Source organism: Bombella dulcis (genome assembly GCF_026385505.1).
Taxonomy (GTDB): domain Bacteria; phylum Pseudomonadota; class Alphaproteobacteria; order Acetobacterales; family Acetobacteraceae; genus Bombella; species Bombella dulcis.
The window spans coordinates 190,979-205,876 of sequence record NZ_JANIDV010000003.1 but is presented as its reverse complement, the minus strand read 5'-3'; the positions used below and the strand labels follow the sequence as shown (position 1 = coordinate 205,876).

Below are 14,898 nucleotides of genomic sequence, written 5' to 3'. Positions count from 1 at the left end.
GGAAATACAAACCTAGCCATTTCTCAGAATGGAGCGTCAATATCCACGATATTAATGAGCTTGTGGTTCACAAACTCCTTGATGCCAAGCCCCATCAATTCCCGTCCATACCCGGAGCGGGCAATACCACCGAAGGGCAAATCAGCCTTAGTGCCGGTCGGATGATTAATAAATACCATACCTGTACGGATTTTCGCTGCCACACGGGCGCCACGGACTTCGTCCTTCGTGAAGACAGACCCACCCAACCCATAAGGGGAATCATTGGCGATGCGAATGGCATCAGCCTCGTCCTTCGCACGATAAAGCTGCGTGACCGGACCAAAGAACTCCCAGTGACGGGCTTCGTTCTTCCCGTCCAGCCCTGTCATGATCATCGGCTGGAAAAAAGCCCCCTGATTGGGAACGGGCACAGGAATGGTCTCCACCTTTGCACCGTGCTTCTTGGCCTCTTCCACCTGAGCACGCAGATCATCTGCTGCCTTCTGGGAGGAAAGCGGCGCAAAATTGGTGTTGGGGTCCAGCGGATCACCAGCCTTCAGCTCAGCGATGCCTTTCTTGTACAGCTCCACGAAACGGTCATAGAGGCTGTCCACCACGATGATGCGCTTGGCAGACACGCAAACCTGACCGGCATTCCAATGGCGGCCAAATACGGCCCATTTGACGGTCTTCTCAAGGTCGGCATCATCCAGCACGATGAAGGCATCACTGCCACCAAGCTCCATAGTGGCTTTCTTCAGGGCCTTGCCTGCGATGCCAGCCACGACGGAACCAGCCCCTTCCGAACCCGTCAGGGCCACGCCACAGGTACGGGGATCATTCAGCACCACTTCCGTGTGATGGCGGGCCAGATAGAGATTCTGGAACAGACCTTTCGGCGCACCAGCTTCCTCAATCAATGCCTGACAGGCAGCAGCACACTGCGGCAGGTTGCCAGCATGTTTGAGAATAACGGCATTACCAGCAGAAATCTGCGGAGCCGCAATGCGGATCACCTGATAATAAGGGAAGTTCCACGGCTCGATAGCCAGCACGATCCCCTGCGGCTCATGCACCAGAGTGGGGCGCCCCTCAGAAGGATTGGCTACCTTCAGTTTCTCCGGTTTCAGAAGCTCTTCTGCATGTTCGGCGTAATATTCGCAGATTTCAGCAGAAAGGATGACCTCGGCCTTACCTTCGGCCAGCACCTTGCCCATTTCTAGAGCAGCCAGACGGGCCAGCTTATCAGCATCCCGACGCAGCAGGGCACCGATGTTCTTCATGAGCTTGGCACGTTCAGCAAAGCTGGTTTCCCGCCATGCTTCATAGGCCTTGTGACCATGGGTCAGAGCAGCCTGCACTTCCTGATCAGTTGCCTCAGGAAATGTCTTGATAACTTCATTTGTATAAGGATTGGTCGTGGCGTAGGCCATAAAATACCTCACTCCTCTCGGTCCCGCTCTCTGGTGGAACCTCGTGACACGGGCAGCTGGAACACACTCCTGCCCGAGGCTGCTTCAGGGTGGTAAACGGACTGCCCGTGCACCACCCCAATTACATATGGGAACTTACAGAGCTCTTTCCAGAACCTTGCGACTGATTTCTGGCGTAATCTCCTGCGCCTCACCGAGAGCTGTCATGTCATGAGCTTCAAGCTGGGCTATGATGGGATCAATGCCGGTACGGTCAACCTCATAAGCGGACAGACGGACAGGAATATCCAGTCCCGTGAAGAAGGCTTCGATACGGGTGATGGCGGCATCAATGCGCTCATCCTCCGTTCCTTCAGTCAGCCCCAGAACACGGGTGGCATATTGCAGCAGCTTGGCCCGCTTCTGCTCCCGGCGTTCCTTCAGCATGGCCGGGAAGACGATGGCCAGCGTACGGGCATGGTCGATCCCATATTTTGCCGTCAGCTCATGGCCGATGGCATGGGTCGCCCAGTCCTGCTTCACACCGGCACCGATCAGGCCATTCAGGGCCTGTGTCGCCACCCACATCAGATTGGCCCGCAGGTCATAATCATCAGCAGGTGCCCTGGTGATACGTTCCGCAATGTCATGCAGGCTGAGCAGCAGCCCTTCTGCGTAACGGTCCTGCACCATCGCATCCTGCGGCAGGGTCATATACGCTTCCATCACATGCACGAAGGAATCCGCCACGCCATTGGCCACCTGACGGGCCGGAAGGCTGAAGGTGCGTGTCGGGTCCAGAATGGAGAAAGTCGGGAAAACATGCGGGCTTGAGAAAGCCAGCTTGTCGCCTGTCTCCTTGCGGGAGATCACGGCAATGTTGTTCATTTCCGACCCGGTGGCTGGCAGGGTCACGACCGTACCAAGCGGCAGGGCCTCCCTGACCGTTTCACCCTGCTTCAGCAGGATGTCCCACGGCTCACCCTGATAGGGCACGGCAGCGGCCACGAATTTCGTGCCATCCATGACGGAACCACCACCCACGGCCAGAAGGAAGTCCACCTTCTCCGTACGGGCGACATCAACGGCCTTCATGAGGGTCTCATAGGCCGGATTGGCCTCAATGCCACCGAACTCACAGAAGTGACGGCTCCCGAGAGCCTTGCGGACCTCGCCGAGCGTGCCGCTCTTCTCTGCACTGGCCCCGCCATAGAGGATGAGAACCCGTGCCTGCCGGTCCAGCTGCTCATCCAGCCTGGCAATCATCCCTTTGCCAAAGAGAATTTTTGTCGGGTTATAGAATTCAAAATTATCCATAACATCCTCTCTTCCACTCTGAAGGCCACGTCGAATAATAGACTGGTCATCTATAAACTGACGCCGCCTGTAAACTCTCTTCCCTCGTGACCGGACCGTCTCATGGACTCGGCCCTTCATCTTCATCGGGAACAGCTTAAAAATAGACCGGTCATCTCATAAATGAAAGGGCCTTCTCAAAAAAAACATGTACCCCTTCCAGAAATGACAGAATTCCGGGAATTTCAGGCGGCCACAAGCTGCCTTGTTGCCGCAAAAGCCTCTTCAAACGGTGCAGGCTGATGCGTCACCTTCACCAGAAGGGTCGCCCCAAGCCATGTCTGATAGACCACGGAGGCCATCTGCCGGGCGGGCAGCCCTTTCGTAATGGACCCGTCCTTCTGGCCTTCCTCAATGATGCGGGCCAGACGGTCCACGATCCCGGTCGTTCCTTCCTCAAGAATCAGACGCATCTTTTCGGAAAGATCAGACACCTCGGCCGCCAGCTTGACGACAAGGCACTTCTCGCTCAGACACCCATTCTGCTGGGCATCCACCCAGCACTGACAGTAGAGAGACAGCTTCTCGAGCCCCGTTCTGCCCGTCTGGGCAATGAGGGCATCAAGCTTCTCCATGTACTGCTCGTTATAGAGTTCCAGCAGGGCCGCCCCGAAATGCTCCTTCGACTCAAAATAATGGTAGAACGAGCCTTTGGGGATATTGGCGGCCTCCAGAATCTGGCTCAGCCCCACGGCAGAAAACCCCCTCACCCCGATCAGGGGACGGGCGGACTCCAGAATGCGCCGACGGGCCTGCACATGTTTCTCTGCGACTGTCATGCTGCCTTTGTAACAGAAAGGTTCCATCCTGTCCATTTTACAAATAGACCGGTCATTCTATTTTTGCACCCTTATCCACCCGGTGGACGGCATCACGCCAGACAGATTATTCTGACACCCTTCGGGACCCGACATGCCTTGAAATGACACCATGCTTCTTTCGTCTTCCTCCCTGCTTCCGTCCGGACCACCGTGGCATTACTGGCGTGCCAGCCATCCCGACGTGAAAGAAATGAGCATGGCCCAGGGCACGACACTCGCCCTGCCGCTGCATTTCCATCAGGAGGACCAGCTCGCCTTCCTGCTGTCAGGCTGCCGTCATTTTCTCATTGCCGGTCGGTCCATCCGCCTCACGGCAGGGCAGGCCCTGTTCATTCCTGCAGGCACGCCCCACCTCTCGCAGGATGACGACCCGGCCCATGTCGGGCAGACACTTGGCCTGAATCTCTATCTCACGCCCGGCCTCTATACGGAGCGGGCCGACTGTGCCGGCCTCATCAGGCATTATCTGGGTGAACGTGAACAGCCCTCACACATCCATTTCGCTTCACCACCCGCTCTTCCCCTGCCCATGCAGGATGGTCCTTTCATGGAATCCATCCAGACTCTCGCCCGTCAGGCGAAGATGAGCCGGGAAGCCTATTCCCGCCGCTTCCAGCGTCATTACGGGCTGGCACCGCAGGCCTTCCGCCTGCTCCAGCAGCTCAACCATGCCAAGGCACAGCTGCGCTCCGGCATCAGCAGCCTTCAGGCCGCCATGGATGCAGGCTTTGCCGACCAGAGCCACATGGGCCGCCTCTTCCGCCGGACATTCGGCACGACACCGGGCCGCTACCGGGAAGGCCCCATTCCCTATGAAAAGCCCTAACGGTCACATTCCTTCTATACGGCACGCCTGCCTTCCCGCCATGATGTCCAGACCTTAAACGGAAAGGACAGATTCCATGACATTTTCCTTCACAGGGCTGAGTGCCTTCCCCATCACTCCCATGCATCAGGACGCTCCCGATGAAGCCCGCTTCGCCACGCTGATCTCCCGGCTGGTGGACGCAAAGGTGGATTCCATCGGTGCCCTCGGCTCCACCGGCAGCTATGCCTTCCTGACACGGGGTGAACGGGAGAAAATCGCCCGTCTGGCTGTCAAAGAGGCTGGCACGACGCCGGTCCTCGTCAGCATCGGGGCCATCAATCTGCGGGACACGCTACTGCTGGCTGAAGACGCCCAGAAAGCAGGCGTCAAGGCTCTGCTGCTGCCCCCCATGAGCTACTTCCCCCTGCGGGACGAGGAAGTCTTCACGCTGTATGAAACCGTCAACAGGCACGTCTCCGTGCCGCTGGTGGTTTATGACACACCCGGCACGACGCAGTTCCATTTCTCGGATGCCCTGATGCAGCGCATCTGTGAGCTGAAGCATGTCCGCTCCATCAAGCTCCCCAGCGGCTCCCCCACGGCAGAAGACGCCTCCGCCCGGATGAAACGCCTGCTGCCTGCCCTGCCTGAAAGCATCTCTCCCGGCATCAGCGGTGACCCGACTGCTGGCAATGCTCTGATGCAGGGTGCCCGCATCTGGTATTCTGAATGGGGTGGCCTGTTCCCCCGTCTGGCACGCCAGCTGACGGATGCTGCTCTGGCCGGACAGAAGGACGAGGTAGCCCGCATCAACGCTCTCTTCACGCCCTTCTGGGAGATGAGTGCCCGTTATGGTGGCTCCCTGCGTGTCATCGCCTCGGCAGCGGAGATCATGGGGCTGGCTGGTGCCCATGCGCTGCCCTGTCCACTTCAGAGTGTTTTTGCACAGGATGCAGAAAAGCTTGCTTCCCTGATCAAAGCCCATCAGCCGGGCTGATCCCGTCCGTGGCAGGTTCCGCCCGACAGCATGGAACCTGCCACACCCGGAAAACTATGGCTTTTCCATGAGCTGAATTATGGTAGCGTCGGGGGAGACGGTCTTTTTCCTTTTTCCGTGACGGCTTCATGTTTGCAGATTCTCTCCTCCGCCATCAGATGTTCCGCTTCTGGAAGCACGGCCTTTCTGCCAGTGCCCTGATGCTGTCCCTCGGAAGTCCTGCTCCCTGCCAGGCGCAGGCGGCCTCTGCCGACTGCAAACCACTGGAAGCCCTCCAGCCGCCACAGCCCAACACGGCAGACCCGCGGAAACCATTCTTTATTGATACATCCGGGCTTCAGAACGGAACCGGTGCCATGCCCGTGCATGACCCTCACAATCCGCTCTACCCGCAGGCCACTGACCTGCCGGATGCAACGCTCCCACCAGCAGACAGGACGGGCAATTACATTCTTGGCCCGACCCACACCCTGCCCGCCGAATGGCAGACCATACAGCCTGCACGGGGACGGCTCATCAGCTTCACGCTGACATCCTCCTCCACCAGCGGCTACAGTCCCGGGACCATCCGGGATGAACCGGAACCCTGCGCCATAGGCATGAGGAACGTCTCCACCAGTCAGCCGGGCGATCCTTCCATCCTGAACGTACCCGGTGCGCACCCCGCCCCGTGGATCCGCACGGTGGATGTCTATGTTCCTCCCAATGTCCCTGCTGACCATCCCCTGCCCTTCCTGATCTTCGGTGACGGGGGCAATGACGGCATCTATCCGGGCAGGGACCTGTTCGCTCTGGTCGACAGGCTGGTGAAGGACCATCGCATTCCGCCCATGATCGTCATTGGTGTGGGTTCGGACGGTGGTGATGCCCAGGGCAGCGAGCGGGGGCGGGAATATGACACCATGTCCGGTGCTTATGCGGACTGGGTGGAAACCCATATTCTGCCCCTCGTGGAGCAGAAAGCCAGCGTCACCCTCTCCCACGACCCGGAAGAACGGGCCACCATGGGGTTCAGCTCCAGCGGAGCGGCGGCCTTTGCAATGGCATGGTTCCGGCCGAATCTCTATCACCGGGTACTGGCCTACTCACCCTCTCTGGTCAATCAGCAATGGCCACATGACCCGGCCCTGCCCGGTGGTGGCTGGCAGCTACATTCTCCCTGGGCGGGCACACCGCACGCCGTACCGCCCCAGCCCGGAGCAGCCCTCATCCCCGCTGCACCACGGGCACCACTGCACATCTGGTACGAAGTGGGCGACCAAGACCTCTTCTACCCTGTACGCCCCATGCCGGATGGAATGCATGACTGGGTGCTGGCTGGCGAAAATCTGGCCCGTGTACTTGGCGGAAAAGGCTATGACTACCAGTTCGTCTTTTCCCGCAACGCCCAGCACGTCGATGGCCCGACCATAGAGCAGACCCTCCCTGAGGCTCTGGAATGGCTCTGGGGAACTCACGACAGACCATGATCAGTGAACAGGACACAGCAGAGGTCTGGGCAGGAAGCGAACTTATATGACTCATCCCCGCGTAGGCGGGGAACAGACTTCCCATAACCTATGTAATATAATTCTTTTTTTACTGTCAAAGAACGTACCAACTTAAATATAAATTTAACATCCATTTTTGCGCAACCCTTTTCACAATTCATTCAGAAGAGAAACACATCTCTCATGAGGAGCCTCACACACCAGACAATGAACTTATCCACAAAAATGACCACAGACATGAAAAAGGGGAGGCCAGAGCCTCCCCTTTCCAGTGCAGTCAGCACGAACTCATTTTTCCGGCACCATCACACCGGCAGGCTGGCCAGCACGCCTTCCTTGCGGATCAGTTCACGGTTGCGGGCAATCTCCTGCTCAATCTCCGGTGTCAGCAGGTCACGCCAGCTGTCAAAAGCGGGCAGACTGATGGATTTCCTGAGATCATCAGAAGCCGCAACCTTCAGCTGCTCTTCTGTGAGGAATGGCTCACTCAGCGTGATTTTTTCGCCCTTTTCGTCCACGCCACGCAGCAGCTCCAGCAGCAGGGCCAGGCAGTACACGATGCGGGTCCGGTCACGGCCACTCTCCAGCACGGAGCGGACCGTTTCCGTCCAGAACACCTGAGCCTTGGATGTCGCATCAGACGCAATACGGGCCACCTGATCCGCCATGGCAGCGTTGGAGAAACGGGTCAGCAGGGTTGCCTTGTACTTATGCAGGTCCACCCCCGGCGGAGCCTTGAGGGTCGGGATCACATCCTTTTCCAGAACGGAATCCACAAACTTATGCACACGTGGCTCTGCCAGAACCTCATCCACAAGCGCAAGATTCAGCAGCATGCCCGCAGCACTGAGAATGAGATGGCTGGAGTTGAGCATCCGTATCTTGGCATGTTCATAAGCACTCACCTGATCGGTGAACTGCACGCCCACTTTCTCAAAAGCCGGCCGGCCCGCTGCAAACCTGTCCTCAATCACCCACTGGATGAAATCCTCAGCCAGAAGGGGCTGAAGATCATCCAGCCCGCTCCGTTCATTCAGCTTTGCTTTCCCCTCTGACGATACGGACGGCGTGATGCGGTCCACCATTGCATTGGGGAACGTCACATTCTGTTCAATCCATGCCGCCAGATCAGCGTCCACGGCACGGGCATAGCCGACAAAAGCCTTGCGGGACACGTCACCATTATGGCGCAGATTGTCACAGGACATGATGGTCAGGCCGCCATGCCCTGCCTCACGGCGACGGCGCAGCCCCTCGACCACAAAGCCGAAAATGGTCCCGGGATTCTTCGGGTTGGCAAGGTCCTCCTGCACGGCGGGAAGAGACGTGCGGAATTCCCCGGTTGTCTCATCAATGTTGTACCCACCTTCCGTGATGGTCATGGAGACAATCTTCGTGCTCTTGTCCGCCAGAAGGGCGAGCACCTTTTCCGGCTCATCAGGAGCCTGAAGATAGGCCTTCATGCACCCCATGACACGGATGCCTGCCTTGCCGTCAGCAGCAATCTCCGTCAGGGAGTACAGCCCCTCCTGTGCCTGAAACTCCTCCGCCTTCCTGTCGGAATTCCCGCCGGAACGCAGGCCAACCCCGGTAATGCCCCAGCCCTCATGATCGGGCAGAGCCAGGACACGGTCCACGTAATAGCCCAGATGGGCACGGAAGAAATTACCCACACCGAAATGCACGATGCCCGATGTCACCTTGCGCACGTCGTAGGTAGGACCGGCCACATTCTCGGGCAGAGATTTCAGACCATCATATGTCAGCATAACATGTCTCCAGCAGGCTCAATGAACGAAACAGGCACCACGACCGGTCCGCTCCAGCAGAGGCTGGGCGGGTACCGGCCATGCAGGGCAGGCCTGTTCTCAGCCCTTGTTGTGGTACTCTTCCTGTGCAGCGATGATCTTCTTCAGCAGCGGCACGAACTCGTCGAGATGGGCGATGCGCAGCAGGCCCGGCCATGACGGGGCAGGCTTGTCGAAATCACGCAGCAGCACGCAGGCCATGCCAGCCCGATGGGCTGCCTCGACGCCCGCATCAGAATCTTCCAGCACCAGACAGTGGGCAGGATCAATCCCCTCTTTCCGGGCACCATAGAGGTAGATGTCCGGGCGGGGCTTGGGCATGTTCAGGTCACGGCCGGAATGGATGCGCTCTTCCTTCAGGATCTTGTCCAGACCCGTGCTGGAGAACTTGGCTTCCATCTCCGCCTCGGAGGAGTTGGACCCGACACGGATCGGCAGGCGGATCTCATTGACGATATCCCGCAGCATCTTCGTAGCACCGGGCACTTCCTTCGCCTTCTTCCGCATCATGTCCACGATGCGGTCCTGCATGATCATGTCCCAGTCGTCCGGCAGCTTGTCGCCGGTCTTCTCGGCAATCATCTCGCCAATCTTGGCCAGCTCACCACCACCGAAGAGTTTGTTGCCTTCCTCATCGCTGATGTCCCAGCCGTGATTGCGGGCATCCTCGGACATCAGAGCCGTGGAGAGATGCTCTCCCCCCACCAGCACGCCATCACAGTCAAAAATGATCATCTCAAGACGCCCCGTGGGCAGCACGGCAGCAGGGGCCTGATCGGGAATCGGAAAATTCGTATGCTTGCTCATGAACGCTCCTTATTTGCCTTACCTGATTCGGTCTCTGAAACTCTCGACGCCTGTTCTCTGCATTCAAGAGTAACAGGCAGGAAAAAGATCGCAACACCTTGAAAAACAGTTAATGCCCCTTATGCTACTAATAACATAGAGGTTGCTCTCATATACAAAAATGACGCACACATCCCATATGCTATATACCGTAGTAGGAGTTCTCCATAAGGGGGGACTCCTGTGCATTCTTCATCACAAGGTTCCCGTAATGATTCACCAGCTTTTCCCGAATCTGACGCTCAACATCTGGATGTTTCTGAAGCTCGTCACCGGCTTCGCCATCATCATCGCCTATCTCAACGTTTCCGGGCGCAGCCAGGTCTCCCAGATGAATGCCATCGACCTCGTCGGCAACTTCATCCTTGGTGGACTCGTTGGCGGTGTCCTCTATACGACGAACATATCCTTCCATGAATATGTCATCGCCCTGCTCATCGGGGTTGGTATCCTCCTAGCCCTGACACGTTTCTGCAGAAAGATCAACATGTTCAGAAACGTGACGATCGGCAGGCAGATTCCGATCATCAAGGATGGCCGTTTCCTCATGGAAAACATCCGCGACAAGAACAACAAGATCGACATGCTCAATATCGCTTCCCAGCTCAACATCCAGGGCATCTATTCATTCGATGATGTCTACTTTGCCCAGGTCGAGCCGAGCGGTGCCATTACTGCCATTACGGACAGGAAGAAGCTCCCTGCGCTCATCATCTATTATGATGGCGTCATCCGGGCCAATGATCTTGAAGATGCCGGTCTCTCCGAAGAAGACTTCATGGAAGACATGAAGAAACGGAACATCGAAAAGCTGGAAGACATCTTCCTGGCCGAAATCAAGGATGGCCAGTTCCGTTACGTCCTCATGGATGGGAATGTCATCCCGCACACACGACATGATGGCCGGGACGGTGCCCCCACGAAGGCCCCGCACAGCCCCGGCGCAGCAGCAGCCTTGGCCAATGGCCTGACCAGCCCCAAAAAGGACAGCTGATCAGAACAGCCAGTCCAGAAAGTTCTCCCACCAGCCGCCCTTGAGCCTGTCCTTACAGGCATCATATTGCCGCTGGTACTGCTGGGCACGGTGGCCTACCTTGTGGGCCACCGTTACCAGCCAGCCCTTTGAAGCATAAGTCCGGCGGCGATAGCCGGCCCAGCCCTCGTGATAGGCCAGATACTGCCTTGTCGCATCCGTCAGGGCGATGCGGTCCACCTTGTGACTGTTGGTAATATACCAGTTCATGAAATTGAGGGCATCGGCATAGTCCGTCCGGCTGCCACCGGCACCGGTCTGCCGCTGGTAATCATGCCAGATTTCATCCTTGGCCTGCGCATAGCCATAGGCCGTGCTGATGTGCCCCCACGGGATGATCCAGAGGATATAGGTCCGTCTGGTCCGTGCATTGGCCCTGAAGCTGGATTCCTGATTCATGATGGCCATGGGGACAGAAGCAGGAATGTGCCATTTCGCCTCCTGCCTCATGGCGGTGTGGTACCAGCTCCGCTTTTCCTCAAAAATGGAACAGAGATTGTTGGGGTTCCGGGGCGGTGCCGTTGCACAGCCAGCCATCACGCCCCCGACCAGTACCAGTAACACACCAGCCTGCACACGGCCTCTCACGGCCCGCCTGTTGCCTGCTCCATTCATCCCCAATGTTCCCGTCTTCTGGCCGTCTCTTCCTCGTGGCCCGATGGTCTCCGCCACCGGGCCATTCACCTCAGGAGTACGGTTCAGAAAGGAATCTCGTCATCCAGCCCCTGATCACCGTGGCCGGACGAGCTGTCCCAGCCGGAACCGGAGCTACCACCAAAGCTGCCGCCCGGCTGGCTGCGGTTTCCACCCGGACCACCACGCCCCGCAGGAGCGGACTTGTTGTCCCCCCAGCTGCTTCCGCCATCACCATAACCGCCGTCATAGCCTTCATCGCCGAAGCCGCCATCACCGCCGCTGCGCTGACTGTCCAGCAGCACCAGATTGCCACGGAAGCGGTCAATCACCACCTCGGTCGTGTATTTTTCCACGCCCTGCTGGTCCGTCCATTTGCGGGTCCGCAGTTCGCCCTCGATGTAGACCTTACGGCCCTTGCGCAGATAGCGTTCCGCCACCTCGCCGACACGCTCGTTGAAGATGACGACACGGTGCCATTCCGTACGGTCCCGCCGTTCACCCGTGTTACGGTCATTCCATGTGTCGCTCGTGGCGATGGCCAGATTGACGATCTTGCTGCCGGACTGGGTGTTGCGGACCTCCGGGTCACGCCCGAGATTCCCCACCAGAATGACCTTGTTTACGCTTCCTGCCATATGTCTTCTTCCACTTCTCTCAAGAACTTTTCACTGTCACGGTTCGATTCTGGCACCGTGCACCCATATTGCCTATATTGCACAGATGGGTCGCCCATGCATCCATCGCTGCCAGCAAGGCCTTAATTGAGGACATAGCGTGACAGATACAGCCCCTCCCGCCAGTACAAGCCACATCATCGTCCGTGGTGCCCGCACGCATAATCTACAGAACGTCAATGTCACCATTCCACGGGACAGGCTGACCGTGCTGACGGGACTTTCCGGTTCCGGCAAGTCCTCCCTCGCCTTCGACACCATCTATGCCGAAGGGCAGCGGCGCTATGTCGAAAGCCTCTCCGCCTATGCCCGCCAGTTTCTGGAGCTGATGGGCAAGCCGGACGTGGATTCCATTGAAGGCCTCTCCCCAGCCATTTCCATCGAGCAGAAAACTACCTCCCGTAATCCACGCTCCACCGTCGGCACGATCACCGAAATTCACGACTATATGCGTCTGCTCTGGGCACGGGCGGGCGTTCCCTACTCCCCTGCCACCGGCCTGCCCATCGAAGCCCAGAGCATCAGCCAGATGGTGGACCGTGTCATGGCCATGCCCACTGGCACACGGCTCATGCTGCTGGCCCCGGTCGTGCGGGACCGCAAGGGCGACTGTGCAAAAGAACTGGCCGAGTTGACCCGCCGTGGCTTCGCCCGCGTGCGGATTGATGGCACGCTCTACGAGATCAGCGAAGCCCCGAAACTGAACCGCAAGACACGCCATAATGTGGATGTCGTGGTGGACCGTGTCGTGCTGAAAGAGGGTGTGGAAACCCGACTGGCTGACAGTTTTGAAACCGCTCTGGAACTCTCGGACGGTCTGGCCTCTGTCGAGGAAGTCCTCCGCAACGGGGAAGAGCGTGAGCCGCTGAAAGCCTCTTTCTCCTCCCGCTATTCCTGCCCGGAATCCGGCTTCATGCTGGAAAGTGTGGAACCCCGCCTGTTCTCCTTCAATGCCCCGATGGGGGCCTGCCCGACCTGTGACGGGCTGGGCACAGAAACACATTTCGACCCCAACCTCATCATTCCCGATGACAGCCTGACCCTGCGGGAAGGGGCCATTGCCCCGTGGCGGAATGAACAGGACCCGCTCTTCGACCAGACCCTCGCCGCCCTGGCCCGCCATTACGGAGAAACACTGGACACGCCCTGGAATAAACTGAGGGACAGCTCCCGCCAGTTCCTCCTGAACGGTGCTGCCGAGCCTGTCAGCATCCCCTATCAGGATGGCAAGGGAAAGACCTACACCATCAACCGGCCCTTTGAGGGTATCATCAGCCATCTGCAACGCCGTCTGGCACAGAGCAGCAGCGTCCATGTCCGGGAGGCTCTGGGCCGGTATCAGTCCGCCATGCCCTGCCCCGCCTGTCACGGTGCCCGCCTGCGGCCGGAAGCCCTCTGCGTGAAGGTCAATGACAGCAACATTGCCGAAGCCTCGGAACTGACCATCAGCGACGCCCTCTCATGGTTCAGCACCGTGGAGGCCAGCCTGACACCCCAGCGGGCCGAGATCGCCCGCCGCATCCTCAAGGAAATCACCGAGCGGCTGCACTTTCTCGACCGTGTAGGGCTGGATTATCTCACCCTCTCCCGCAGCTCCGGCACTCTCTCCGGCGGGGAGAGCCAGCGTATCCGGCTGGCCTCGCAGATCGGCTCCGGCCTGACAGGCGTTCTCTATGTGCTGGATGAACCCTCCATCGGGCTGCACCAGCGGGACAATGCCCGCCTGCTCACCATGCTGGAGAGACTGCGGAATCTCGGCAATACCGTCCTTGTCGTGGAACATGATGAAGATGCCATCCGGCAGGCGGACTATCTCATAGATATGGGGCCGGGAGCCGGAACACAGGGCGGCCATGTCATCGCCTGTGGCACACCGGAGGAAGTCGCCCGGAATCCCGACAGTCTGACCGGCGCATGGCTGGCAGGCCGCCGGGGCATCCCCGTCCCCGCCACACGCCGCAAAAGCAAACGCTGGGTGAGCATCCACGGAGCCAAGGGGAACAACCTCAAGAATGTCAGCGTGAAATTTCCGCTTGGCACCTTCATTGCCATCACAGGGGTGTCCGGCAGCGGAAAGTCCACACTGATTACCGATACCTTCTATAAGGGGCTGGCCCGGCAGATCATGAAATCTGCTGCCGTTCCTCTCCCTTACGGACGACTGGAAGGCACCGAGCAGCTCGACAAGATCATCGAGATCGACCAGTCCCCCATCGGGCGGACGCCCCGCTCCAACCCCGCCACCTATACGGACCTCTTTGCTCCCATCCGAGACTGGTTTGCCGAACTGCCGGAGGCCAAAGCACGGGGCTACAAGCCGGGGCGTTTCTCCTTCAACGTCAAGGGGGGACGCTGCGAAGCCTGTCAGGGTGACGGTGTACTGAAGATCGAGATGCACTTCCTGCCGGATGTGTTCGTCACCTGCGATACCTGCAAGGGTGCCCGCTACAACCGGGAAACGCTGGAGATCAAGTTCAAGGGCAAGTCCATTGCGGATGTTCTGGCCATGACAGTGGATGAGGCCGTGCCGTTCTTCAGTGCCGTGCCCCGCATTGCAGACCGTCTCTCCATTCTCCAGCAGGTGGGGCTGGGCTATGTGGCCCTTGGCCAACAGGCCACCACCCTCTCCGGTGGTGAGGCCCAGCGTGTGAAGCTCGCCAAGGAACTCGCCCGCCGTGCCACAGGTCGGACCCTCTATGTGCTTGATGAACCCACAACCGGGCTGCACACCGAAGACGTTCACAAGCTTCTGAATGTTCTTCACGCTCTGGTTGAGCAAGGCAACACAGTGCTGGTCATCGAGCATAATCTTGATCTCATCAAGACGGCGGACTGGGTGATCGACATCGGGCCGGAAGGCGGTGCAGGCGGGGGGCAGGTTGTCGCCACCGGCACGCCGGAAGACATTGCTGCCTGCAAGGAGAGCCATACCGGGCAGTTCCTCGCCCCCATGCTGGCCGCCGGTCGCTCCACCCCCAGCCAGACACCGGACGGACCTGTCCGAAAAAGTGGCAAAAAAAGGAAAGCCTGATATA

The 14,898-nt window shown here is 58.5% G+C and carries 12 protein-coding genes; 5 read left to right on the top strand and 7 right to left on the bottom strand.

Annotated elements, in window-relative coordinates; genetic code table 11:
* Positions 1-23 precede the first annotated feature (23 nt).
* From NQF87_RS06120 to NQF87_RS06110, 3 genes are all read right to left on the bottom strand, one after another.
* Positions 24-1,415, bottom strand: coding sequence for an NAD-dependent succinate-semialdehyde dehydrogenase (locus NQF87_RS06120; protein ID WP_266127527.1), 1,392 nt, complete (start codon positions 1,413-1,415; stop codon positions 24-26).
* 135 nt (positions 1,416-1,550) lie between these two features.
* Positions 1,551-2,711, bottom strand: a complete 1,161-nt coding sequence (locus NQF87_RS06115; protein ID WP_266127526.1) for an iron-containing alcohol dehydrogenase — start codon at positions 2,709-2,711, stop codon at positions 1,551-1,553.
* A 224-nt stretch (positions 2,712-2,935) separates the two neighbouring features.
* The gene (locus tag NQF87_RS06110; protein ID WP_266127525.1) at positions 2,936-3,529 is read right to left on the bottom strand and encodes a TetR/AcrR family transcriptional regulator; all 594 of its coding nucleotides are present in this window, start codon (positions 3,527-3,529) and stop codon (positions 2,936-2,938) included.
* Positions 3,530-3,680: 151 nt separating this feature from the next.
* Here NQF87_RS06110 and NQF87_RS06105 point away from each other — a divergent pair, with 151 nt between their 5' ends.
* The 3 genes from NQF87_RS06105 to NQF87_RS06095 all read left to right on the top strand — a co-directional run bounded on the left by NQF87_RS06105 (position 3,681) and on the right by NQF87_RS06095 (position 6,845).
* The gene (locus NQF87_RS06105; RefSeq protein WP_266127524.1) at positions 3,681-4,397 is read left to right on the top strand and encodes an AraC family transcriptional regulator; all 717 of its coding nucleotides are present in this window, start codon (positions 3,681-3,683) and stop codon (positions 4,395-4,397) included.
* 76 nt (positions 4,398-4,473) lie between these two features.
* Positions 4,474-5,376: a dihydrodipicolinate synthase family protein gene (locus NQF87_RS06100; protein ID WP_266127523.1), complete on the top strand. Its 903-nt coding sequence runs from the start codon at positions 4,474-4,476 to the stop codon at positions 5,374-5,376.
* A 128-nt stretch (positions 5,377-5,504) separates the two neighbouring features.
* Positions 5,505-6,845 carry an alpha/beta hydrolase gene (locus NQF87_RS06095; RefSeq protein ID WP_266127522.1) on the top strand — a complete coding sequence of 447 codons (1,341 nt, stop codon included), beginning with the start codon at positions 5,505-5,507 and terminating at the stop codon, positions 6,843-6,845.
* Positions 6,846-7,171: 326 nt separating this feature from the next.
* On the opposite strand, the gene NQF87_RS06090 is transcribed toward NQF87_RS06095, so the two are convergent.
* Positions 7,172-8,635, bottom strand: coding sequence for a mannitol dehydrogenase family protein (locus tag NQF87_RS06090; protein ID WP_266127521.1), 1,464 nt, complete (start codon positions 8,633-8,635; stop codon positions 7,172-7,174).
* A gap of 99 nt (positions 8,636-8,734) precedes the next feature.
* Positions 8,735-9,409 carry an HAD family hydrolase gene (locus NQF87_RS06085; protein WP_266127605.1) on the bottom strand — a complete coding sequence of 225 codons (675 nt, stop codon included), beginning with the start codon at positions 9,407-9,409 and terminating at the stop codon, positions 8,735-8,737.
* A 322-nt stretch (positions 9,410-9,731) separates the two neighbouring features.
* Between NQF87_RS06085 and NQF87_RS06080 the strand changes: the two genes are divergently transcribed.
* Positions 9,732-10,514: a DUF421 domain-containing protein gene (locus tag NQF87_RS06080; protein WP_266127520.1), complete on the top strand. Its 783-nt coding sequence runs from the start codon at positions 9,732-9,734 to the stop codon at positions 10,512-10,514.
* On the opposite strand, the gene NQF87_RS06075 is transcribed toward NQF87_RS06080, so the two are convergent.
* Entirely contained in the window at positions 10,515-11,225 is a 711-nt protein-coding gene (locus NQF87_RS06075) for a transglycosylase SLT domain-containing protein (RefSeq protein ID WP_266127519.1), read from the bottom strand.
* Positions 11,226-11,251: 26 nt separating this feature from the next.
* Positions 11,252-11,824 carry a single-stranded DNA-binding protein gene (ssb, locus tag NQF87_RS06070; protein WP_266127518.1) on the bottom strand — a complete coding sequence of 191 codons (573 nt, stop codon included), beginning with the start codon at positions 11,822-11,824 and terminating at the stop codon, positions 11,252-11,254.
* Positions 11,825-11,963: 139 nt separating this feature from the next.
* Between ssb and uvrA the strand changes: the two genes are divergently transcribed.
* Positions 11,964-14,894, top strand: coding sequence for an excinuclease ABC subunit UvrA (gene uvrA / locus NQF87_RS06065; protein WP_266127517.1), 2,931 nt, complete (start codon positions 11,964-11,966; stop codon positions 14,892-14,894).
* Positions 14,895-14,898 lie beyond the last annotated feature (4 nt).

What these genes read in the sequence shown, in the direction of transcription:
- NQF87_RS06085 (WP_266127605.1), bottom strand. Translation starts at nt 9,409, where the DNA reads ATGATCATTTTTGACTGTGATGGCGTGCTGGTGGGGGGAGAGCATCTC.
- NQF87_RS06115 (WP_266127526.1), bottom strand. Translation starts at nt 2,711, where the DNA reads ATGGATAATTTTGAATTCTATAACCCGACAAAAATTCTCTTTGGCAAA.
- NQF87_RS06120 (WP_266127527.1), bottom strand. Translation starts at nt 1,415, where the DNA reads ATGGCCTACGCCACGACCAATCCTTATACAAATGAAGTTATCAAGACA.
- NQF87_RS06080 (WP_266127520.1), top strand. Translation starts at nt 9,732, where the DNA reads ATGATTCACCAGCTTTTCCCGAATCTGACGCTCAACATCTGGATGTTT.
- NQF87_RS06105 (WP_266127524.1), top strand. Translation starts at nt 3,681, where the DNA reads ATGCTTCTTTCGTCTTCCTCCCTGCTTCCGTCCGGACCACCGTGGCAT.
- ssb (WP_266127518.1), bottom strand. Translation starts at nt 11,824, where the DNA reads ATGGCAGGAAGCGTAAACAAGGTCATTCTGGTGGGGAATCTCGGGCGT.
- NQF87_RS06090 (WP_266127521.1), bottom strand. Translation starts at nt 8,635, where the DNA reads ATGCTGACATATGATGGTCTGAAATCTCTGCCCGAGAATGTGGCCGGT.
- NQF87_RS06095 (WP_266127522.1), top strand. Translation starts at nt 5,505, where the DNA reads ATGTTTGCAGATTCTCTCCTCCGCCATCAGATGTTCCGCTTCTGGAAG.
- NQF87_RS06100 (WP_266127523.1), top strand. Translation starts at nt 4,474, where the DNA reads ATGACATTTTCCTTCACAGGGCTGAGTGCCTTCCCCATCACTCCCATG.
- NQF87_RS06110 (WP_266127525.1), bottom strand. Translation starts at nt 3,529, where the DNA reads ATGACAGTCGCAGAGAAACATGTGCAGGCCCGTCGGCGCATTCTGGAG.